This window comes from Streptomyces ficellus (genome assembly GCF_030406405.1).
GTDB classification, from domain to species: Bacteria; Actinomycetota; Actinomycetes; order Streptomycetales; family Streptomycetaceae; genus Streptomyces; species Streptomyces ficellus_B.
On record NZ_JAUEPL010000035.1, the window covers coordinates 1 to 20,504 of the forward strand.

Consider the following 20,504-nt stretch of genomic DNA (forward strand, 5'->3'; position numbering starts at 1 on the left):
GTCGTGGTAGACCGGCTTCTCGTCGTAGTACAGGCCGTGGAAGGTCGGCGTGCCGGCCGGGGGCGTGGCGTACCGGCCCTGCCAGCTGTTGGTGGCGCCGCCCGCGATGGCGCCCTCGGCGGACTGGGCGGAGGAGGACCTGGCACGCAGTGCGCCCGGGTGCGGGCTGCGCTGGCAGCTGCTGGCGGCGATCGGCCAGGTGGAGTCGGGGCAGGCGCGCGGCGGCCGGGTGGGGGCGGACGGTACGACCCTGACGCCGATCCTCGGGCCGCGGCTGGACGGCAACGGGTTCGCCCTGATCAGGGACACGGACGGGGGGGCGTACGACGGGGACACGGTGTACGACCGGGCGGTCGGACCCATGCAGTTCATCCCGTCCACCTGGGCCGTCTGGGGCGCGGACGGCAACGGCGACGGGCGTTCCGACCCGGGCAACATCCATGACGCGGCGCTCGCGGCGGGCCGCTACCTGTGCGCGGGCGGGCGGGACCTGTCCGATCCGTACGACCTGGACCGGGCGATCCTCGGCTACAACCAGTCGTCCGCCTACCTGCGTACGGTCAGGGCCTGGTTCGCCTACTTCCTCGAAGGGCACCAGGTGGTGCCGGACCTCGGTGCCGAGCCCTCCTCCGCTCCGGCGCGACGTCCTGCGCCCTCGCCCTCGCCCTCACCCTCGCCTTCGGCCACCGCGTCCGAGCCCGGCCGTCAGCCGGCCGGGGCGCCGTCCACGCCCGCCCCCGCGCCGTCCACGCCGGCGAAGCCGTCGAAGCAGCCGCCGGAGCCCCGTCCGTCGGACGGGGCGGGCGGTTCCGGCATACCTGCGGAACCCGTTGTTCCGATTCCGGGCCCTGATGTCGTCCTCCCTGGTCCGCCGCTCGGCAACGGTACGGACTCGATGGTCACCGCCCCCTCCACAAGTCCGGATACCGGGCGGTAATGTCGCGTCCCGCCGGGCGGCTCGGGACCGGCGGTGAGCGCGAAGGGGCCCTCATGGCTACGGACATGTCACATGACCGGTGGCAGCGCGCGTGGAGCCACCGCGAGCAACTGCTCAAAGTGGCCCGCCGCAGATCCATGAGCGTGGAGGACGCCGAGGACGCCGTGCACGAGGCCATGCTGCGTGCCGCCGAGCACCCGCACCTCGACGACGAGCGGCTCGGCGCCTGGCTGACGACGGTGACCATGCGGCTGTGCGTCGACCGGTACCGGCAGGTCCACCGCGAGGCGGAGGTGCGCCGCAGCCCGACCCTCATCGCGCCGGGCCCGGCGCCGGTCGACGAGGTGGTGTGCGACCGCGCCGAGGCCACGTGGCTGGCCCGGCGGAGCGGGGAGCTGCCCGCCCGGCAGGCGGAGGCGCTGTGGCTGAAGTCCGAGGACCTCGACGTCGGGCAGGTCGCCGTCAAGATGGGGCTCAGCTACCGGACCGTCGAGTCGCTGCTGGCGCGGGCCCGGCGCACGCTGCGCAACTCGCTGGCGGGCACGCTGGCGCTGGTCCTGTGGCTGTGCGGGCGGGGCCGCCCCCGCGGGGTCGGCAACGCGCAGGTGGTGGCCGCGGCGTCGACGGCCGCCACGCTCGCCGTGGCGGGGTTCGTGCTGCCGCACGTGCAGGAGTGGGACCGGCCCGCCCCGGCCCCGGCGACCTCGGGGGCGACGCCGGGGGCGGCGTCCGGGACGGCGGACGTCCGCCCAGCCGGCCGGCCGCACCCGGTGCCGTCGCCGTCGCCCACGCGGGCGACCCCGGGCGGGCCTGCCGCCCCGGTCACGCGGGATGCGCCCGCCGCGACCGGCTCGGCGAAGCCGCTGCTGCCCCTGCCCCTGCCGCTGCCCACTCCGCCCCTTCCGGAAGTCCCGGAGGTCCCGGATCTCCCGGACGTCCCGGAGGTCCCGCCCCTCCCCGTCCCGGCCCCCTCGGCCCCGCTGACCGTGCCGGATGTCCCGGACGTCCCCGAGGTGGCGGACGTCCCCGGCCTTCCGCCTGTGCCGAAGCCGTCCCTGTCCGTACCGGTACCTGGCACCGCCCTCCCGGCGGCTCCTTCGGCTCCCTCGGCTGCCCCGTCGCTCCCGACGCCCTGACGCCGGCGCCCCCGGCCCCCCGCCCGCCGCCCCGCCGGTACGCCGGGTGCGGGGGCCGCGGCCCGCACAGACCTGTTCCGTTCCCGTTCGCCGCCCGTTCCGCGCCCGTAAAAAAATTCGACTCGTCGCGACGGACGGCCCGCCCCTCCCCGTAGAGCAGATGACGGAGCTGCTCCACGGCCGAAGGGTGAACCGGATGGGTGTCGAGATCTGTGTGGAAGGGCTGACCAAGTCCTTCGGTCACCAGGTCATCTGGCAGGACGTCTCACTGACGCTGCCCGCCGGGGAGATCTCGGTCATGCTCGGCCCTTCGGGCACGGGCAAGTCGGTGTTCCTCAAGACGCTCGTCGGGCTGCTCAAACCGGAGCGCGGCTCGATCCGGATCGCGGGGCAGGACATCACCCGGCTGCGCGAGCACGACCTGTACGAGGTGCGCAAGCTGTTCGGCGTCCTGTTCCAGGACGGCGCGCTGTTCGGGTCGATGAACCTGTACGACAACATCGCCTTCCCGCTGCGCGAGCACACGCGCAAGCCGGAGAGCGAGGTCAGGAAGATCGTCCTGGAGAAGATGGACATGGTCGGCCTGATCGGCGCCGAGGAGAAGCTCCCCGGCGAGATATCCGGCGGAATGCGCAAACGGGCCGGGCTGGCGCGGGCGCTGGTCCTCGACCCGGAGATCATCCTGTTCGACGAGCCGGACTCGGGGCTGGACCCGGTGCGGGTGGCGTACCTCAACCAGCTCATCGTGGATCTGAACGCGCAGATCGACGCGACCTTCCTGATCGTCACCCACGACATCGCCTCGGCCCGCCAGGTCCCGGACAACATCGGGCTGCTGTTCCGCCGCGAGCTGGTGATGTTCGGGCCCCGGGAGAAGCTGCTGACCAGCGACGAGCCGGTGGTACGCCAGTTCCTCAACGGCCGGATGCAGGGCCCCATCGGCATGGCGGAGGAGAAGGACGCCGCCCAGGTCGAGCAGGAACTGGCCCAGATCGACGACAGTGCCGCCGCTCCCGCCATGACCCCCCGCCTCCTGCCCGGCTCCGGCATCACCCGGCCGCCGCGCTGGCAGACGATCGCCGAGCGCGAGAGGGAGCTGCACGCATGAGCCTTTCCCCCATCGGCGCCCTGCGGCACTCGGGCAGCCTGTTCGCGATGGCCCTGGACGTGGTGCGCACGCTCCCCCGGCGGCCCTTCCAGGTGCGCGAGTTCATCCAGCAGGCGTGGTTCATCGCGAGCGTCACGATCCTGCCGACCGCCCTGGTCTCGATTCCCTTCGGCGCGGTCATCGCCCTGCAGATCGGCAGCCTGACCCGGCAGCTGGGCGCCCAGTCGTTCTCGGGCGCCGCCTCGGTCCTGGCCGTGCTGCGCGAGGCGTCGCCGATCGTGACGGCGCTGCTGATCGCCGGCGCGGGCGGCACCGCGATCTGCGCGGACCTCGGGGCGCGCAAGATCCGCGAGGAGATCGACGCGATGCAGGTGCTGGGCATCGACCCGATCCACCGGCTGGTCGTGCCGAGGGTCCTGGCCTCGATGGTCGTGGCCGTGCTGCTGAACGGGCTGGTCTCGGTGGTGGGCGTGGCCGGTGGTTACTTCTTCAACGTCGTGCTCCAGAACGGCACTCCCGGCGCGTATCTCGCCTCCTTCACCTCCCTGGCCCAGCTCTCCGACCTGTGGGCGGCGGAACTGAAGGCCCTGGTCTTCGGCGCGATCTCGGCGATCGTCGCCTCGTACAAGGGGCTGACGGCGAAGGGCGGGCCCAAGGGCGTGGGCGACGCCGTGAACCAGTCCGTGGTGATCACCTTCATGTTGCTGTTCGTGACGAACTTCGTGATGACCGCCGTGTACTTCCAAGTCGTTCCGCAGAAGGGTTGAGCATGGCTGCCCTGTTGCAGCGCCTGGAGGAGCTGGGCGCCCAACTCGTCTTCTACGGCCGCTCGCTGGCCTGGACCGGCCGCACACTGCGCCGCTACAAGAAGGAGACCCTCCGCCTGCTGGCCGAGGTGAGCTTCGGCCGCGGCGCGCTCGCGGTGGTCGGCGGCACGGTCGGGGTGATCGCGTTCCTGTCGTTCTTCACCGGCACGGAGGTCGGCCTCCAGGGGTACGCGGCGCTCAACCAGCTCGGTACGTCGAACTTCGTCGCGTTCCTCTCCGCGTACTTCAACACCCGCGAGATCGCGCCCCTGGTGGCCGGGCTCGCGCTGTCCGCGACGGTCGGGGCCGGGTTCACGGCGCAGCTCGGCGCGATGCGGATCAGCGAGGAGACCGACGCCCTGGAGGTCATGGGTGTCCCGTCGCTGCCGTTCCTGGTCACCACCCGGATGATCGCCGGTTTCGTGGCGGTGATCCCGCTGTACGTGGTGGGGCTGCTGTCCTCGTACTTCGCCGCCCGGACCATCACCACCGGCTACTACGGGCAGTCGGCGGGCACCTACGACCACTACTTCCAGCAGTACCTGCCGCCGGTGGACGTGCTGTGGTCGTTCGGCAAGGTGATCGTCTTCGCGATCGTGATCATCCTGGTGCACTGCTACTACGGCTACTACGCGAGCGGCGGCCCGGCGGGCGTCGGGGTCGCGGTGGGCCGTGCCGTGCGGACCTCGATCGTCTCCATCAACGTCCTGGACTTCTTCCTCAGCCTGGCGATCTGGGGCGCCAGCACGACCGTACGGATTGCGGGGTAGGGGCCGATGCGCATGCCTGTGAAACTGCGGCTGTACGGGGTGGTCTTCATCGCCGTCCTCGCCCTGCTGCTGTCGCTGTCCGTCGCCGTCTACCAGCAGGTGTTCACCCCCGTCGTACGGATCACGCTGGAGGCCGGCACGCTCGGCAACCAGCTGGAGCCGCGCGCCGACGTCAAGCTGCGCGGGCTGCTGGTGGGCGAGGTGCGCACGGTGCGGGCGGACGGCGAGAAGGCGACGCTCGACATCGCGCTCAACCCGGAGCACGTCTCGCACATCCCGGCCGACGTGCGGGCCCGGCTGCTGCCCAAGACGCTGTTCGGCGAGAAGTACGTGGACCTCGTCGCGCCCGCCGGGTCGTCGGCGCGGCACATCCGCGCCGGGGACGTCATCACCCAGGACCGCACCACGGTCGGCATGGAGGTTCAGCAGCTGATGAACGACCTGCTGCCGCTGCTGCGCACCGTGAAGCCCGCCGAACTCAACGCCACCCTCTCCGCGTTCGCCACCGCCCTGGAGGGCCGCGGCGACCGGATCGGCGACAACCTCGTCCGCGTCGAGGACTATCTGAGCAAGCTCAACCCCCACATGCCGTCCATCAAGGAGAACATCTCGCGGTTCGCCGATGTGGCCGAGGTGTACGGGGACGCCGCCCCCGACTTGATGAGGATTCTGCGCAACACCATCACCACCAGCCGCACCATCGTCGAGAAGCAGGACCAATTGGCCGCCCTGTTCACCTCCACGGCCACCGTCGCGGACACCGCGGACGGGTTCCTGGCCGAGAACGGCGAACGGCTCATCACCCTGGGCCGCGTCTCCCGCCCCACGCTGGCGCTGTTCGCCCGGTACGCGCCGGAGTACCCGTGTCTGCTCGAAGGTCTGGTGAGGCAGGAGAAAGCGGCGGAAGAGACCTTCAGAGGCGGAAAGATGCGCATCACCCTGGAAAACGTCCGCCCCCGCCCCGCCTACCAGCCGGGCGAGGAACCGCGCTACGGGGAGCGGTCGGGCCCGAACTGCAGAGGGCTGCCCCACCCCGGCGTCCCGGCGGGCCACACCAAGCTGAACGACGGCACGCGCGACGTGGTGCCCGGGCAGCCGGCGGCCCACCAGTCCTCCGCGACGGCGGCCGAGCAGCGCGCCGTGGGCTCGCTCGTCGCGCCCGTCATGGGCGTGCCGGCCGATGAGGTACCGGCGGTGGCGACGCTGCTGTTCGGCCCGATGGCCCGCGGGACGGCGGTGAGCGTCGCATGAGCCGTGTGCGGAGCGCCCGGAGCACCGCGGCGCCGCTGGCCAAGTTCAGCCTCTTCGCGGTGGTGACGATCCTCGCCACCACCCTGCTCGCGGCGACCATCGTCAGCATCTCGTTCACCCCCGAGGACACCTACAAGGCCGTGTTCAGCGATGTCACCAGCCTGGAGGAGGGCGACGATATCCGGGTGGCGGGCGTGCGGGTCGGCGAGGTGGAGCACATCGCCATCAAGGACCGGACGCTGGCCGAGGTCACCTTCACCGTCAGCCGCGACCGTCCGCTGCTCGCCACCACCGGCGCCGTCATCCGCTACCGCAGCCTGGTCGGCCAGCGCTACATCGCGCTGACGGAAGGCGCGGGCGATGGCACCAGGCTGCCCCCGGGCGGCACGATCCCCCTGTCGCGCACCCAGCCGGCGCTGGACCTGAACGCGTTGCTGAACGGGTTCAAGCCGCTGTTCGCCGCGCTCAGCCCGAAGGACGTCAACCAGCTCGCCACCGAGATCATCAAGACGCTCCAGGGCGAGGGCGGCACGGTGAACAGCCTCCTGGCGCACACGGCGTCGCTGACGACCACGCTCGCCGACCGTGACCAGCTCATCGGCTCGGTGATCGACAACCTGAACACGGTGCTGGCGACGCTGGACAAGCGCGGCGCCCGCTTCTCGGGGCTGATCCAGCAGCTCCAGCGGGTGATCTCGGGCCTGTCGGCCGACCGCAAACCCATCGGGGAGTCACTGGTGAACATCGGCAACCTGACGGCGGCCACCTCGGGCCTGCTGGAGGACGCCCGGCCGCCGCTGAAGGCCGACATCGCCGAGCTGACCGAGCTGACCGGAACGCTGAACGAGAACGAGAAAACCGTGGAGGGCGTGCTGAAGCGGCTGCCGAACAAGCTCAACAAGTTGACGCGGACCGCCTCGTACGGCTCCTGGTTCAACTTCTACCTCTGCGACTTCGACGGCCGGATCGTGCTGCCGAAGACCAGGGAAGTCCTCACCCCCGAGCTCCACGTCGCCCGGGCGAGGTGTGCATGAAGACCCGCATGATCCCCTTCCGTGACCGCAACCCCGTCACCATCGGCGCCGTCGGCATCACCGCGCTCGCGCTGCTGACGGCCGCCGCGTTCAACGCCGACAGCCTGCCGCTGATCGGCGACGGCGACACGTACAGCGCCGCGTTCTCCGAGGCGGGCGGGCTCAAGCCCGGCGACGAGGTGCGGATCGCCGGGGTGAAGGTCGGCAAGGTCGACGAGGTGGACCTGGCCGGGGACCACGTCAAGGTGGTCTTCCGGGTCAAGGGCGATCCGGCGTTCGGGTCCAAGACGGGCGCGGCCATCCGCATCAAGACGATCCTGGGCGCCAAGTACCTGGCACTGGAGCCCAAGGGGCCGGGGCAGTTGGAGCCGGGCAGCGAGATCCCGCTGAACCGGACGACACCCGCGTACGACGTCGTGACGGCCTTCAGCGACCTGACCACCACGACGGAACAGGTCGACACCGAGCAGCTGGCGGCCGCCCTCGACACCATCTCCACCACCTTCAAGGACTCTCCCGCCGAGGTACGGGCCTCCATCCAGGGCCTGTCGAGGATCTCCCGCACGGTCGCCTCCCGCGACGAGGCGCTGCGGGAGCTGCTGAGCCACGCGAAGGGCGTCAGCGGCGTGCTGGCCGAGCGCTCGGGCGAGTTCCAGGCGCTGGTCAAGGACGGCGACAAGCTGTTCACGGAGATCTCCCACCGGCGGGCGGCGATCCACGCCCTGCTCAAGACCTCCGCCGCACTCGGCATCCAGCTGTCCGGCCTGGTGAAGGACAACGAGAAGGAGATCGGCCCGGCGCTCAAGGGCCTGAACCAGGTGGTGGCGATGCTCGAACGCAACCAGGCGAGCCTGGACCGCTCCATCAAGCTGATGGCGCCTTACGTCCGGGTCTTCACCAACACCCTCGGCAACGGCCGCTGGTTCGACAGCTACATCCAGAACATGGTCGCCGCTCCGGTGGTCCCGCGCACGGGAGGTACGTCATGAAGAAACCCCGGGTGACGCGCCGGCTGGTGGCCTCGGTCGTCGCGCTCGCGGTCGTCGCCGCGGGCGCCGTGGCGCTGTGGCCGCAGTCCGACCCGGTCCGCGTCACGGCGTACTTCCCCCGGACGGTGGGCATCTACCCCGGCTCCGACGTACGGGTGCTGGGCGTACGGATCGGGGAGGTCGAGGAGATCACCCCGCAGGGCGAGCGCGTGCGCGTGGTTCTGCGGTACGACGCCGAGCGGAAGGTTCCCGCCCAGGCCAATGCGGCGATCATCAACTCGTCGGTCGTCAGCGACCGTTACGTACAGCTGCTGCCGGTCTACCGGGGCGGCCCGGCGATGCGCGACGGGGACGTCATCCCCGAGCGGCGCACGGCCGTGCCCGTCGAGCTGGACCGCGTCTTCGACAGCCTGCACACGACGGCCGAGGCGCTGGGCCCGCGCGGTGCCAACAAGGACGGCTCGCTGTCCCGGCTGCTGGGCGTGAGCGCGGACAACCTGGAAGGGCAGGGCGCGCAGCTGCACCAGACGGTCGAGGACCTGTCGCTGGCCGTGACGACGCTGTCCGACGGCCGCCAGGACCTGTTCTCCACCGTGCGTAACCTCCAGGTGTTCACGGCGGCGCTGGCCGCCGACGACAAGAGCGTCCGGTCCTTCAACGACAGCCTGGCGAAGGTGGCCGGCCAGCTCGCCGGGGAACGCAAGGACCTCGCGGCGGCGCTGCGGCACCTGGGCGTGGCACTGGCCGATGTGTCGGAGTTCGTACGGAAGAACAAGAAGTCCCTGACGTCGAACGTCGAGGGGCTGAGCAAGGTCACCAAGGTGCTGGTGACCCAGCGCGCCGCGCTGGCGGAGGTGCTGGAGGTGGCGCCGACCGGGCTGTCGAACCTCCAGAACGCCTACAACCCGTCCTCGGGGACGCTCGACACCCGCAACAACCCCGACCACGCGCAGGACCCCGCCTCGCTGCTGTGCTCACTGCTCAGTACGACGGGCGAGGCGAAGGCCGCGGACTGCGAGGAGCTGAGGAAACTGTTCGACTCCCTGCCGAAGCTGGGCGCGCCCGGGGCGGCGCCGGTCGCCGGGACCGGGCCGGTCGACCGGACGCTGGGCGGAATCCTGGAGGCGGACGCATGAGCGGGCCACGTACGCGTGTGGTGGTGGTGTGGGCGGCCGCCGGTTCGCTGCTGCTCTCGGGCTGCGGCTTCAACGGGCTGTACGACGTCCAGCTGCCGGGCGGCGCGGCCGCGGACCGCGACGCCTACCGGGTGACGGTCGACTTCCGGGACGTCCTGGACCTGGTACCGCAGTCCGCGGTGAAGGTGAACAACGTGACCGTGGGCTCGGTCGAGAAGGTGGAGCTGAACGGCTGGCACGCCCGGGTGCGGCTGCGGATCGACGACTCGGTGAAGCTGCCGGGCAACGCGATCGCCGAGCTGCGCCAGACCAGCATGCTCGGCGAGAAGTACGTGGCCCTGTCGGCGCCCGTGGACGTGGCGCCGGCCGGGCGGCTGAAGGACGGGGCGCGCATCCCGCTGGCGCGCTCCGGCCGCAACCCGGAGATCGAGGAGGTGCTGTCCGCGCTGTCCGCGTTGCTCAACGGCGGCGGGGTCGCCCAGCTCAAGACCATCACCACGGAGCTCAACAAGGCCCTGGAGGGCCGGGAGAACCGCGTGAAGTCGCTGCTGGGCGAGCTGGACACCTTCATCGGCGGACTGGACACCCAGCGCGCGGAGATCGTCCGCGCCCTCAACGGCATCGACCGGCTGTCCAAGCGGCTCGCGGCGGAGAAGAAGACGATCGCCACGGCCGTCGACACCGTGCCGCCCGCCCTGAAGGTGCTGGCCGACCAGCGGCGCAAGCTGACGGCGATGCTCACGTCCCTGTCGGCGCTCGGTACGAGCGGTACGAAAGTGATCAACGCCTCGCGTGACGACGTGGTCGCCAATCTGCGTAGCCTGCGGCCGATCCTGGAGCAGCTGAACAAGGCGGGCGACGATCTGCCCAACGCCCTGGAGCTGATGACGACGTATCCGTTCCCGCGCAACGTGGTGGGCGCGATCAAGGGCGACTACGTCAATCTGAAGATCACCGCCGATCTGGATCTGGCGAGCATCTACGGCAACCTCCGCGACGAGCCGGCCAAGCCCGGCGAACCGGGCCTCCCCGGCGTGCCGGAACTCCCCGGCACACCAGGGCTCCCGGACACGCCCAAGCTGCCCGACGTTCCCGGCGTACCGACCGTGCCCAAGCCGCCCGCGCTGCCGGAGGCGCCGGGCGCACCGGCACCGGCGCCTCCCCCGCCGGGCTCCTCGGGCGGCAGCGGTCCGCTCTGCCCGCCGGTGTGCACCGTCGCCCACACCTCCGCCGGGGGCGGTGACGGCCTCCCGCCCGGGGTCGACCTCTCCCTCGCGGAGCTGATGCTGAAGGGGATGCTGCTGTGATCACCCGTACGGTCAAGGCGCAGCTGCTCGCCTTCGCCACCGTGACCGCCGTGGGCGTGTCCTACGTCGGCGTCCAGTACACGGGCCTGGCCGATCTCCTCCTGGACCGCGGCTACACCGTGAACGCCGACTTCGCCGACTCCGGGGGCGTCTTCCAGGGCGCCGAGGTCACCTACCGCGGGGTGCCGGTGGGCCGGGTCGGTGAGCTGCGGCTGTCCGGCGGCGAGGGGGTGAGGGTGGTCCTGGACATCGAGGACGGGGAGCGCATCCCGGCGGACACGCTGGCGGTGGTGGCGAACCGGTCGGCGGTCGGTGAGCAGTATGTCGATCTCCAGCCGCGCGGCTCCGGTGGACCGTATCTGCGGGACGGCAGCACCATCGCCCGTAGCGACACCCGGGTGCCGCTGCCGGCCACGGACCTGATCCTCAGCCTGGACCGGCTGGTCAACTCCGTCGGCAAGGACGACCTGCGCATCACGGTCGACGAGCTGGGCAAGGCCTTCGCCGGCACGGGCCCGGAGCTGAGCCGGCTGGTGGACTCGGGCAACGCCCTGGTGGAGTCGGCGTCCGAGTCGCTGCCGCAGACGATCTCGCTGATCGAGGACTCGCGGACGGTCCTGAAGACCCAGGCCGACAAGGGCTCGGCCATCGCGTCGTTCTCCAAGGACCTGGCGGCCCTCACCGCCGAGCTGAAGTCCAGTGACGGTGACCTCCGCAGGCTGATCGGCGCCGGGGCGCCCGCCGCGCAGGAGGTGAACTCGCTGCTGACCTCCACCCGGCCCCATGTGCCGGTGCTCCTGGGCAATCTGATCAGCGGCGGCCAGGTCACGGTGGCCCGGCTGCCGGGGGTCGAACAGGCACTGGTCACCTTCCCGGTGGTGGTGGCGGGCAGCTACACCGTGATCCCCGGCGACGGCACCACCCACTTCGGGCTGGTCGCGGAGGCCGACAAGCCGCCGGCGTGCCGGCAGGGGTACGGGACGCAGCGCCGCGACCCGGCGGACACCAGCGAGCGGCCGGCCAACACCGCCGCGCGCTGCACCGCCCCGCGCGGCGGCCCCACCTCCGTACGCGGCGCGCAGAACGCCCCCGGCCCGTCCGGCCGTTCCGGGGGCGGCGGCACGGCGGACGCGGCCGCGTTCGTCACCCCGTACGACCCGGAGACCGGCACGGCGGCCGGGCCGGGCGGAGCGCTCGTCGAGATCGGCTCGACGGGCGGCGAACAGAGTGTGTTCGGAAAGGACTCGTGGCAATGGCTGCTCGTCGGACCGATGGCATGAGTGCCGACAGGAGAAGGGGTGCGCTCATGCCCGTGATACGGCCGTTGCGCCGGCTCGGCGCCGGGCTGGTGCGAGCCGCCAGGCGGGGCAGGGCGCTGCCCGCGACGCTCGCGGTGGCGACCGTCGTGGTGACGGCGCTGTCCGGCTGGCTGAGCGTCGAGGTGTACCGGCAGCGGGCCGAGGAGCAGCGGCGCCAGGACATCCTGGCGGCGGCCCGGCAGTCGGCGCTCAACTTCACCTCGCTCGACTACCGGCATTACGAGCGGGACAGCGCGAACGTGCTGAAGGGCGCCACCGGCGACTTCAAGGAGCAGTTCTCGGCGCAGACCGCGGAGCTGACGAAGCTGGTGGCCGCGAACAAGTCCGTCTCCGAGGGCCAGGTGCTGGAGGCGGGGATCACCCGCGCCGACGAGCGGTCGGCGCGGGTCCTGGTGGTCGCCGACAGCAAGGTCACCAACACCGCCGCCCCGCAGGGGCAGGCCCGTACCTACCGGCTTCAGCTCGATCTCGTACGCGAGGAAGGCCGCTGGCTGACGTCCAACGTCGAGTTCGTCGGCTGAATCGTCGGCTGGCTCGTCGGCTGATAAGGAGAAACGCTGTGCCGAACACGAGTACCCGGGGCCGCGGCGCCGGCTCACCCGCCCGCCGCTCCCTGACCGCCGCGGCCCGCGCGGCCGCCAAGCGCTCCGAGCGCGGCGCCGACGTGGTGGCGGGGCGCACCCTGCGCGCGGAGGAGCCGGCGCCCCGCACGAAGGCGGCGGAGCCGGACTGGGAGGCGCCGGACTGGGAGGACCCGGACGGTGCGGCGCCCGGCTCGCGGAACCCGGCCACCGACGCCGACGGCCCGCGCGACCCCGCCGACGGTGATTCCGGCGCCGACGGGGCTGCCGGAGCCACCGACGACTCCGGCGCCGCCGCGCGGGAAACTGCCGGCTCCGGGCCGTCACGCTCGCGCCGCCGTGTGGTGCTGAGCGCCGTGCTGGCCCTCGTGGCGGTGCTGGGGCTAGTCGCGGTCGTGGTGCTGGCACAGCAGTACCGGGACGGGCGCGCCGCCGACCGGGCACGGGCGCAGGCGGCCGAGGCCGCCCGGAAGGCGGCGCCGGTGGTCCTGTCGTACGACTACCGGCGTCTGGACCGGGATTTCGCGGCGGCGCGGGCGCATCTGACGGGGTCGTTCCGGGACGAGTACCGCAGGACGACCACGAGCGTGGTGGCGCCGACCGCCCGTAAGTACCAGGGCGTGGTCAAGGCGACGGTGGTGAAGCCGCCGGGCGGCGGCGATCCGGCGGTCTCGGTGGTGTCGGCCTCGCCGAACCGGGCCGTCGTGCTGCTCTTCGTCAATCAGGTCACCACCAGCACCCAGGTCTCGGGCCCGCGCGTCGACCTGAACCGGGTGCGCATGACCCTGACGCTCACCTCGGACGGCTGGAAAGTGAGCGCCGTCGACGCCCTGTAACGCTGTCACACGCCCCCACAGACCCCATAAGCACCCACAACCGCCTCCCGGGCCCTCCCCCGGGAGGCGCCTTTTTGTGGGCCGCTCTTGACAGCGATCCCCCACTCCAGGCAATCTTCCGTTAAGCAGAAACAAACTTCCGCAATACGGAAGGAGCGCCGCCCCTCATGGCCCGCTTCTCAGAAGGCGCAGTCACGGACCAGCGCTTCAATGTGAACCTGTCGATCCTCTTCACGGAACTCCCGCTCCTGGAGCGCCCCGCGGCCGCCGCCGCGGCGGGCTTCACGGCGGTCGAGCTGTGGTGGCCCTGGATCGAGACGCCGACGCCCGACCAGAGCGAGCTCGACGCCCTCAAAAAGGCTCTGGACGACGCCGGCACCCAGCTGGTCGGCCTGAACTTCTACGCCGGACAGCTGCCCGGCCCGGACCGCGGCGCCCTGTCCGTCCCCGGTGAGGAGTCGGACCGCTTCCGCGCCAACATCGACGTGGCCGCGGACTTCGCCGCCTCCGTCGGCTGCAAGGCGCTCAACGCCCTGTACGGCAACCGCGTCGACGGCGTCGACCCGGCCGCCCAGGACGAGCTCGCGCTGGAGAACCTGGTCCTGGCCGCCCGCGCGGCGGACCGGATCGGCGCGATCCTGCTGATCGAGGCCCTCAACAAGCCGGAGTCGCCGCGCTACCCGCTGGTGAGCGCCCCGGCCGCCATCGAGGTCGTCGACAAGGTGAACGCGGCCACGGGTCTGGGCAACGCCAAGTTCCTGCTGGACCTGTACCACCTGTCGATGAACGGCGAGGACCTGCACGAGGTCATCGACAACTACACCGCCAAGACCGGTCACGTCCAGATCGCCGACAACCCGGGCCGTGGCGCGCCGGGCACCGGCGACCTCGACCTCGCCGACCTGCTCGACCGCCTGAGGAAGGCCGGTTACGACGGCTGGGTCGGCCTGGAGTACAAGGCCGGCGACCGCCCGAGCGCGGAGAGCTTCGAGTGGCTCCCCCGGCCGCAGCGCGCGGCCAACTGACTTCACGTACAACAGTTTTGAGAGAGGTACCCTCATGAGCACGCTCCCCAAGGTCGCGTGGATCGGTCTCGGCATCATGGGCTCGCCCATGTCGGAGAACCTGCTGAAGGCCGGCTACCAGGTCACCGGCTTCACGCTGGAGCAGGACAAGCTGGACCGGCTGGCCAAGGCCGGCGGCACGGCCGCGAAGTCGATCGCCGAGGCGGTCGCCGACGCGGACGTGATCATCACCATGGTCCCCGCGTCGCCCCAGGTCGAGGCCATTGCGTACGGCCCCGAGGGCATCCTTGAGAACGCCAAGCGGGACGCACTGCTGATCGACATGTCCTCGATCACCCCGCAGACCTCCGTCGACCTGGCGAAGAACGCGAAGGAGAAGGGCATCCGGGTGCTGGACGCCCCGGTGTCCGGTGGCGAGGCCGGTGCGATCGAGGCCGTACTGTCGATCATGGTCGGTGGCGAGCAGGCCGACTTCGACCAGGCCAAGCCGATCTTCGAGGCGCTGGGCAAGACCATCGTCCTGTGCGGCCCGCACGGCTCCGGCCAGACGGTGAAGGCCGCCAACCAGCTGATCGTCGCGGTGAACATCCAGGCGTGCGCCGAGGCCGTGGTCTTCCTGGAGAAGTCCGGCGTGGACCTCAGGGCGGCGCTGGACGTCCTCAACGGCGGCCTGGCCGGCTCGACCGTGCTGACCCGCAAGAAGGACAACTTCCTCAACCGCGACTTCGCCCCCGGCTTCCGGATCGACCTGCACCACAAGGACATGGGCATCGTGACCGACGCCGCCCGCAATGTCGGCGCGGCCCTCCCGGTCGGTGCCGTGGTCGCCCAGCTGGTCGCCTCCCTGCGCGCGCAGGGCGACGGCGGCCTGGACCACTCGGCGCTGCTGCGCGCCGTCGAGCGCCTCTCCGGCGCGCAGGTCTGAGTCTTCCGACTCCGCCAGACTTCCGGGCGGCGCCGTCGCTGACACCTGTCCTGTCGCGCCCAGGCGCCGGCGCCGTCCGGAATACCTCTCTTCAGTTTCAACAAACTGTTGACGTGAGCTCGGGGGCGTACTTACGCTCCTCGCACCGCCAGCAGCTCCCGTACGTATCGGAAGGTCACGATGTCGAAGCGCGTGCTTACGACCGAGTCCGGCGCCCCTGTCGCCGACAATCAGAACTCCGCCACCGCCGGCGTCGGTGGCCCGCTTCTGCTCCAGGACCAGCACCTGCTGGAGAAGCTCGCCCGCTTCAACCGTGAGCGCATCCCGGAGCGCGTGGTGCACGCCCGCGGTTCCGGTGCGTACGGCTACTTCGAGGTCACCGACGACGTCACCGCCTACACCAAGGCCAACTTCCTGAACCAGGTCGGCAAGCGCACGGACCTGTTCATCCGCTTCTCCACCGTCGCCGACTCGCTGGGCGGCGCGGACGCGGTGCGCGACCCGCGCGGCTTCGCGGTCAAGTTCTACACCGAAGAGGGCAACTACGACCTCGTCGGCAACAACACCCCGGTGTTCTTCATCAAGGACCCCATCAAGTTCCCCGACTTCATCCACTCCCAGAAGCGTGACCCGTTCACGGGCAAGCAGGAGCCGGACAACGTCTGGGACTTCTGGGCGCACTCCCCGGAGGCGACGCACCAGATCACCTGGCTGATGGGCGACCGCGGCATCCCCGCCTCGTACCGCCACATGAACGGCTACGGCTCGCACACCTACCAGTGGACGAACGCCGAGGGCGAGGCCTTCTTCGTCAAGTACCACTTCAAGACGAACCAGGGCATCCGCTGCCTGTCGTCCGAGCAGGCCGCCGAGGTGGTCGGCAAGGACGCCAACTCGCACCAGACCGACCTGCTCCAGGCCATCGAGCGGGGTGTGAACCCGTCCTGGACGCTGTACGTGCAGATCATGCCGGCGGCCGAGGCGGCGAGCTACCGCTTCAACCCGTTCGACCTGACGAAGGTCTGGCCGCACGCCGACTACCCGCTCCAGCGCGTCGGCCGCATGGTCCTGGACCGCAACCCGGACAACGTCTTCGCCGAGGTCGAGCAGGCCGCGTTCTCGCCGAACAACTTCGTGCCCGGCATCGGCCCGTCCCCGGACAAGATGCTCCAGGGCCGCCTCTTCGCCTACGCGGACGCCCACCGCTACCGCCTCGGCGTCAACCACACCCAGCTGCCGGTGAACGCCCCGAAGGCGACCGTGGCCGACAACTACGGCCGTGACGGCTTCATGGCCACCCGCAACGGCTCGCGCCACGACAAGAACTACGAGCCCAACTCCTACGCCGGCCCGGCCCAGACCGACCAGCCGCTCTCCGCCCCGCTGGCCGTCCACGGCCACACGGGCACCCACGCGGCCCCGGCGCACGTGAAGGACGACGACTTCTTCCAGGCGGGCGAGCTGTACCGGCTGATGTCGGAGGAGGAGAAGTCCCGCCTCGTCGCCAACATCGCGGGCGGCCTGTCCCAGGTGTCCCGCGAGGACGTCATCGAGAAGAACATCGCGCACTTCCACGCCGCCGACCCGGACTACGGCAAGCGCGTCGAGGAAGCGGTCCGCGCCCTGCGCGAGGACTGAGCACCACGGCGGTACCCAGACCGCGTACGGCCACCGACGGGAGGTCGGCAGCCGTACGCAGTCCGCACCGCGGGCCCGGATGAGGGGTGGCCGGCGGTACGGACAGCGTGAGGACCGCGGCGGCGCGCGTGCCAGTGCGGTGGTAAGGAGCCCCGGCCCCCTTCTCGACCTGAGGGAAGGACGACCGGGCGCCCCGACGCCGCCGCCGCGGTCCCGACACCTCCCCCCGCAAGCCCCGTCCGGCGGCGCGAACGTCCTGTCGCGCCAGCCTCGCACCGTCGGACGGCTACAACTCCACAGCCAGCGCGGCGTTCGGTTTACGGTCCCGAACGCCGCGCTCTTCTGTCTGCCGCGAATGCGGCGCCGTGGCACTCCGGCCGGCGGCACTCGGGCCCGGCGACACCGCGGGGCCGACCCGCCCTGCGACGCGCCACGGCCTGCGCTCTTAGCCGGAGGCCGGGGCGATCAGTTTGTCCAGGGTCTGCCTCACCGCCTTGTAGGCCGTCGCCGTCGTCTCGTCCGGTGCGTGCTCCTCCTCCTGGCGGGCCCAGTCGCGGGCCACCCGGATGCGGCGGAGCAGTTCGTCAGCGTCCACTACGTCTGCCATGACAGGCGGGTACCCCCGATACGCCGGGTGCCAAGCATGGGTGGCGATTACGGGGGGCGGGTATCACCTGGCTGAACGTGCACCTGACAGCCCGGAAGGGGAGCCCATGGCGTGGTATCCCGCTGCGACACGTATGGAGTTACAGCCCGAGTCGGACGGTCAGCCGGCGATCCGGCCCACCCAGTTCATCCTGCACAGCATCGCCGCTCCCTGGACCGCGCGCCGGATGTACGAGTACTGGCGTGACTCGACGAACCTGGAGAGCCACTTCGGGCTGGGGTACGCCGGTGACCTCGCCCAGTACATCGGCACCGAGACCCGTGCGGACGCCAACTACCAGGCCAACCGCCGCCCGGACGGCACGGGCGCGGTGTCCATCGAGACGGCGTCCAATTACCAGCACACCGACGCCTGGACCGACCAGCAGGTCGAGAAGCTGATCGGGCTCGGGGTGTGGCTGCACCAGCGGCACGGCATCCCGCTGCGGGTCTGCCGCAGCGCGTCCGACCCCGGCTACGGCTACCACCGGCTGCACGCTGCGTGGTCGGGCGGCGGTACGGCCTGCCCCGGTGACGCCCGGGTGCGGCAGTTCCACAACGTCGTCTTCCCGGGGATCGTCGCCCGGGCGAGCGGTCAGTTACAGGAGGACCCCATGCCGAGCGTCATCAACGAGACCCAGGCGGGCGGCCCCGTCCTGGAGGCGGGCAAGTACAAGCAGCTGGCCATGGCCAACGACGCCGCGCTGCTCCAGGGCCCGTGCGCCTACTCCGCCACCGCGTACGCCACGGTCAAGGGCCAGGCCGGTACCCGTATCAGAATGCGGTTCCAGGACTACCACCTCACCACCAAGCACCGCTCCCTCGACCTGCCCATCGACTGCGGCGTGATCGGGGCGGACGGCGTGCTGAACGTCGCCGTCACACGCAACGGCGTCCTGGACACCAATGAGGTACTACGGGTGGAGATCCTGGCCGACCGCGCCGCCAAGGTCGACTGGCGCGTCCTGCGCGCCCTGCGCTGGTCCGCCTGAGCGCTGAGCCCCCAGCCCCTAGCCCTGAGCCCCTAGCTCTGAGCCTGAGCCCTGAGCCCACCGCGGACAGGGATCGGCCCCCGCCCGATGGTTCCGGGCGGGGGCCGATTCGCGTGGTGGGACTCGGACCGGTGGGGATCAGACCAGCGGGCGGATCGCCGTCGGGGCGTGGCCCGGCTCGGTGGCGAGCTCCTCGAACTCGGTGACGTTGCTCATGTCGACCGTCTTGCTCATCGAGATGTTGGTGACGCGCTCCAGGATGGCCTCGACGACCACCGGGACGCTGTACTCGGCGGCGAGCTTCTTCGCCTCCTCCAGGGCGGCGCCCAGCTCGTTCGGGTCGGTGACCCGGATCGCCTTGACGCCCAGGCCCTCGGCGACCTTGACGTGGTCGACGCCGTAGACGCCCAGTTCCGGGGTGTTGATGTTCTCGAACTCCAGGTTGACCTGGAAGTTGATCTCCAGGCCGGCCTGCGCCTGACGGATCAGGCCCAGGTAGGCGTTGTTCACCAGGACGTGGACGTAGGGGACCTTGTGCTGGGCGGCGACCGCCAGCTCCTCGATCATGAACTGGAAGTCGTAGTCGCCCGAGAGCGCGACGATCGGGGTCTCCGGGTCCGCGACGGCGGCACCGATCGCGGCCGGAATGGTCCAGCCGAGCGGGCCGGCCTGGCCGCAGTTGATCCAGTGACGCGGCCGGTAGACGTGCAGGAACTGCGCGGCGGCGATCTGGGAGAGGCCGATGGTGGTGACGTAACGCGTCTCCGGGCCGAAGGCCTTGTTCATCTCCTCGTACACGCGCTGCGGCTTCATCGGGATGTTGTCGAAGTGCGTGCGGCGCTGGAGGGTGGCCTTGCGCTCCTGGGCGGAGGCGGCCCACGCGCTGAAGTCCGGCAGCTCTCCCGAAGCCTTGAGCTCCTTCGCCACCTCGATGAACAGCTCGAGCGCGACCTTGGCGTCGGAGGCGATGCCGTAGTCCGGGGCGAAGATCTTGCCGAGCTGGGTGGGCTCGACGTCGACGTGGACGAACTTCCGGCCCTTGGTGTAAGCGTCCAGGTTGTAGCCGGTGTGGCGGTTGGCCCAGCGGTTGCCGATGCCGAGGACGAAGTCCGACGCCAGGAAGGTCTCGTTGCCGTAGCGGTGCGAGGTCTGGACGCCGACCATGCCGGCGCTCAGCTCGTGGTCGTCGGGGATGGTGCCCCAGCCCATCAGGGTGGAGATGACCGGGACGCCGGTCAGCTCCGCGAACTCGACCAGCAGGTCGGAGGCGTCGGCGTTGATGATGCCGCCACCGGCGACGATCAGCGGGCGCTCGGACTCCAGCAGGAACCGGATGGCCTTCTCGGCCTGGGCGCGAGTGGCCTGCGGCTTGTAGACCGGCAGCGGCTCGTACGTCTCCGGGTCGAAGTCGATCTCGGTCTGCTGGACGTCGATCGGGAGGTCGATGAGGACCGGGCCGGGACGGCCGGAGCGCATCAGGTGGAAGGCCTGCTGGAAGACGCCCGGGACCTGCGCGGCCTCCAGGACGGTCGTCGCGGCCTTGGTGACCGGCTTGGCGATCGACGCGATGTCGACGGCCTGGAAGTCCTCCTTGTGGAGCTTCGAGACCGGGGCCTGGCCGGTGATGCAGAGGATCGGGATCGAGTCCGCGATCGCGGAGTACAGGCCGGTGATCATGTCGGTGCCGGCCGGGCCGGAGGTGCCGATGCAGACACCGATGTTGCCGGCCTTGGCGCGGGTGTAGCCCTCGGCCATGTGGGACGCGCCCTCGACGTGGCGGGCGAGGGTGTGACTGATCCCGCCGCCCTCCTTGAGGGCCTTGTAGAAGGGGTTGATCGCCGCGCCCGGCACACCGAACGCATTGGTGACGCCTTCGCGCTTGAGAATCTCAACTGCCGCGCGAGCGGCGGTCATACGAGGCATGGAGTGCTCCTGCTTCGGCCGGCGGATTCGGGCTCTGTCGCGCCACCTGAGAGCTTCGATTCCGTAATGCGGAAGTGTAGTTCTGCTATATGGAAGTAATCTAGGTGGCGTCGCCGATCCAGTCAAGGGATGGCCGAACACCCTCC

The 20,504-nt window shown here is 70.8% G+C and carries 18 protein-coding genes and 2 pseudogenes; 17 read left to right on the plus strand and 3 right to left on the minus strand.

Going from position 1 to position 20,504, the window contains the following annotated elements; all coding sequences use genetic code 11:
* Nucleotides 1-126, minus strand: a pseudogene (locus QWM81_RS21355) (glycoside hydrolase family 48 protein); the annotation flags it as partial.
* A 1-nt stretch (nt 127) separates the two neighbouring features.
* Between QWM81_RS21355 and QWM81_RS21360 the strand changes: the two are divergent.
* The 16 genes and pseudogenes from QWM81_RS21360 to QWM81_RS21435 all read left to right on the plus strand — a co-directional run.
* Nucleotides 128-937: pseudogene (locus tag QWM81_RS21360) on the plus strand (lytic transglycosylase domain-containing protein); the annotation flags it as partial.
* Between the two features lie 53 nt (nt 938-990).
* Complete coding sequence (locus QWM81_RS21365; RefSeq protein ID WP_290113799.1) at nt 991-2,073, plus strand: RNA polymerase sigma factor; 1,083 nt, start codon at nt 991-993, stop codon at nt 2,071-2,073.
* A gap of 196 nt (nt 2,074-2,269) precedes the next feature.
* Nucleotides 2,270-3,181: an ABC transporter ATP-binding protein gene (locus QWM81_RS21370; protein WP_290113887.1), complete on the plus strand. Its 912-nt coding sequence runs from the start codon at nt 2,270-2,272 to the stop codon at nt 3,179-3,181.
* Nucleotides 3,178-3,948, plus strand: a complete 771-nt coding sequence (locus QWM81_RS21375) for an MlaE family ABC transporter permease (protein ID WP_290113800.1) — start codon at nt 3,178-3,180, stop codon at nt 3,946-3,948. The genes QWM81_RS21370 and QWM81_RS21375 overlap by 4 nt, the downstream gene beginning before the upstream one ends.
* A 2-nt stretch (nt 3,949-3,950) precedes the next feature.
* Nucleotides 3,951-4,757, plus strand: a complete 807-nt coding sequence (locus QWM81_RS21380) for an MlaE family ABC transporter permease (protein ID WP_290113801.1) — start codon at nt 3,951-3,953, stop codon at nt 4,755-4,757.
* A gap of 6 nt (nt 4,758-4,763) precedes the next feature.
* On the plus strand, nt 4,764-6,008 hold the full coding sequence (locus tag QWM81_RS21385; protein ID WP_290113802.1) for an MCE family protein: 1,245 nt from the start codon (nt 4,764-4,766) through the stop codon (nt 6,006-6,008).
* Entirely contained in the window at nt 6,005-7,042 is a 1,038-nt protein-coding gene (locus QWM81_RS21390) for an MCE family protein (RefSeq protein ID WP_290113803.1), read from the plus strand. The genes QWM81_RS21385 and QWM81_RS21390 overlap by 4 nt, the downstream gene beginning before the upstream one ends.
* A gap of 8 nt (nt 7,043-7,050) precedes the next feature.
* A complete protein-coding gene (locus QWM81_RS21395; protein ID WP_290113889.1) occupies nt 7,051-8,031 on the plus strand; it encodes an MCE family protein in 981 nt (326 codons plus the stop codon).
* Entirely contained in the window at nt 8,028-9,167 is a 1,140-nt protein-coding gene (locus tag QWM81_RS21400; RefSeq protein ID WP_290113805.1) for an MCE family protein, read from the plus strand. The genes QWM81_RS21395 and QWM81_RS21400 overlap by 4 nt, the downstream gene beginning before the upstream one ends.
* Nucleotides 9,164-10,474, plus strand: coding sequence for an MCE family protein (locus tag QWM81_RS21405; RefSeq protein ID WP_290113807.1), 1,311 nt, complete (start codon nt 9,164-9,166; stop codon nt 10,472-10,474). Before QWM81_RS21400 ends, QWM81_RS21405 begins: the two co-directional genes overlap by 4 nt.
* Nucleotides 10,471-11,754: an MCE family protein gene (locus QWM81_RS21410; RefSeq protein WP_290113809.1), complete on the plus strand. Its 1,284-nt coding sequence runs from the start codon at nt 10,471-10,473 to the stop codon at nt 11,752-11,754. Before QWM81_RS21405 ends, QWM81_RS21410 begins: the two co-directional genes overlap by 4 nt.
* Before the next feature lie 26 nt (nt 11,755-11,780).
* A complete protein-coding gene (locus QWM81_RS21415) occupies nt 11,781-12,314 on the plus strand; it encodes an Rv1363c family protein (protein WP_290113811.1) in 534 nt (177 codons plus the stop codon).
* Between the two features lie 38 nt (nt 12,315-12,352).
* A complete protein-coding gene (locus tag QWM81_RS21420) occupies nt 12,353-13,210 on the plus strand; it encodes a hypothetical protein (RefSeq protein WP_290113814.1) in 858 nt (285 codons plus the stop codon).
* A gap of 167 nt (nt 13,211-13,377) precedes the next feature.
* Nucleotides 13,378-14,235, plus strand: coding sequence for a TIM barrel protein (locus QWM81_RS21425; RefSeq protein WP_290113816.1), 858 nt, complete (start codon nt 13,378-13,380; stop codon nt 14,233-14,235).
* A 34-nt stretch (nt 14,236-14,269) separates the two neighbouring features.
* Nucleotides 14,270-15,160: a 2-hydroxy-3-oxopropionate reductase gene (locus tag QWM81_RS21430; protein WP_290113818.1), complete on the plus strand. Its 891-nt coding sequence runs from the start codon at nt 14,270-14,272 to the stop codon at nt 15,158-15,160.
* A gap of 180 nt (nt 15,161-15,340) precedes the next feature.
* Nucleotides 15,341-16,798, plus strand: coding sequence for a catalase (locus tag QWM81_RS21435; RefSeq protein ID WP_290113821.1), 1,458 nt, complete (start codon nt 15,341-15,343; stop codon nt 16,796-16,798).
* Between the two features lie 445 nt (nt 16,799-17,243).
* On the opposite strand, the gene QWM81_RS21440 is transcribed toward QWM81_RS21435, so the two are convergent.
* Nucleotides 17,244-17,405 (minus strand): hypothetical protein, encoded by a 162-nt coding sequence (locus tag QWM81_RS21440; RefSeq protein ID WP_290113823.1) that lies wholly within the window; start codon nt 17,403-17,405, stop codon nt 17,244-17,246.
* Nucleotides 17,406-17,538: 133 nt separating this feature from the next.
* On the opposite strand from QWM81_RS21440, the gene QWM81_RS21445 reads away from it, so the two are divergent.
* Complete coding sequence (locus QWM81_RS21445; RefSeq protein ID WP_290113824.1) at nt 17,539-18,435, plus strand: peptidoglycan recognition protein family protein; 897 nt, start codon at nt 17,539-17,541, stop codon at nt 18,433-18,435.
* A 138-nt stretch (nt 18,436-18,573) separates the two neighbouring features.
* Here the strand turns inward: QWM81_RS21445 and gcl are convergent, their stop codons facing one another.
* Nucleotides 18,574-20,358, minus strand: coding sequence for a glyoxylate carboligase (gene gcl, locus QWM81_RS21450; protein WP_290113825.1), 1,785 nt, complete (start codon nt 20,356-20,358; stop codon nt 18,574-18,576).
* Nucleotides 20,359-20,504 lie beyond the last annotated feature (146 nt).

Coding starts and splice junctions, on each gene's coding strand:
- QWM81_RS21365 (WP_290113799.1), top strand. CDS start 991: ATGGCTACGGACATGTCACATGACCGGTGGCAGCGCGCGTGGAGCCAC.
- QWM81_RS21370 (WP_290113887.1), top strand. CDS start 2,270: ATGGGTGTCGAGATCTGTGTGGAAGGGCTGACCAAGTCCTTCGGTCAC.
- QWM81_RS21375 (WP_290113800.1), top strand. CDS start 3,178: ATGAGCCTTTCCCCCATCGGCGCCCTGCGGCACTCGGGCAGCCTGTTC.
- QWM81_RS21380 (WP_290113801.1), top strand. CDS start 3,951: ATGGCTGCCCTGTTGCAGCGCCTGGAGGAGCTGGGCGCCCAACTCGTC.
- QWM81_RS21385 (WP_290113802.1), top strand. CDS start 4,764: ATGCGCATGCCTGTGAAACTGCGGCTGTACGGGGTGGTCTTCATCGCC.
- QWM81_RS21390 (WP_290113803.1), top strand. CDS start 6,005: ATGAGCCGTGTGCGGAGCGCCCGGAGCACCGCGGCGCCGCTGGCCAAG.
- QWM81_RS21395 (WP_290113889.1), top strand. CDS start 7,051: ATGATCCCCTTCCGTGACCGCAACCCCGTCACCATCGGCGCCGTCGGC.
- QWM81_RS21400 (WP_290113805.1), top strand. CDS start 8,028: ATGAAGAAACCCCGGGTGACGCGCCGGCTGGTGGCCTCGGTCGTCGCG.
- QWM81_RS21405 (WP_290113807.1), top strand. CDS start 9,164: ATGAGCGGGCCACGTACGCGTGTGGTGGTGGTGTGGGCGGCCGCCGGT.
- QWM81_RS21415 (WP_290113811.1), top strand. CDS start 11,781: ATGCCCGTGATACGGCCGTTGCGCCGGCTCGGCGCCGGGCTGGTGCGA.
- QWM81_RS21425 (WP_290113816.1), top strand. CDS start 13,378: ATGGCCCGCTTCTCAGAAGGCGCAGTCACGGACCAGCGCTTCAATGTG.
- QWM81_RS21430 (WP_290113818.1), top strand. CDS start 14,270: ATGAGCACGCTCCCCAAGGTCGCGTGGATCGGTCTCGGCATCATGGGC.
- QWM81_RS21435 (WP_290113821.1), top strand. CDS start 15,341: ATGTCGAAGCGCGTGCTTACGACCGAGTCCGGCGCCCCTGTCGCCGAC.
- QWM81_RS21440 (WP_290113823.1), bottom strand. CDS start 17,405: ATGGCAGACGTAGTGGACGCTGACGAACTGCTCCGCCGCATCCGGGTG.
- QWM81_RS21445 (WP_290113824.1), top strand. CDS start 17,539: ATGGAGTTACAGCCCGAGTCGGACGGTCAGCCGGCGATCCGGCCCACC.
- gcl (WP_290113825.1), bottom strand. CDS start 20,358: ATGCCTCGTATGACCGCCGCTCGCGCGGCAGTTGAGATTCTCAAGCGC.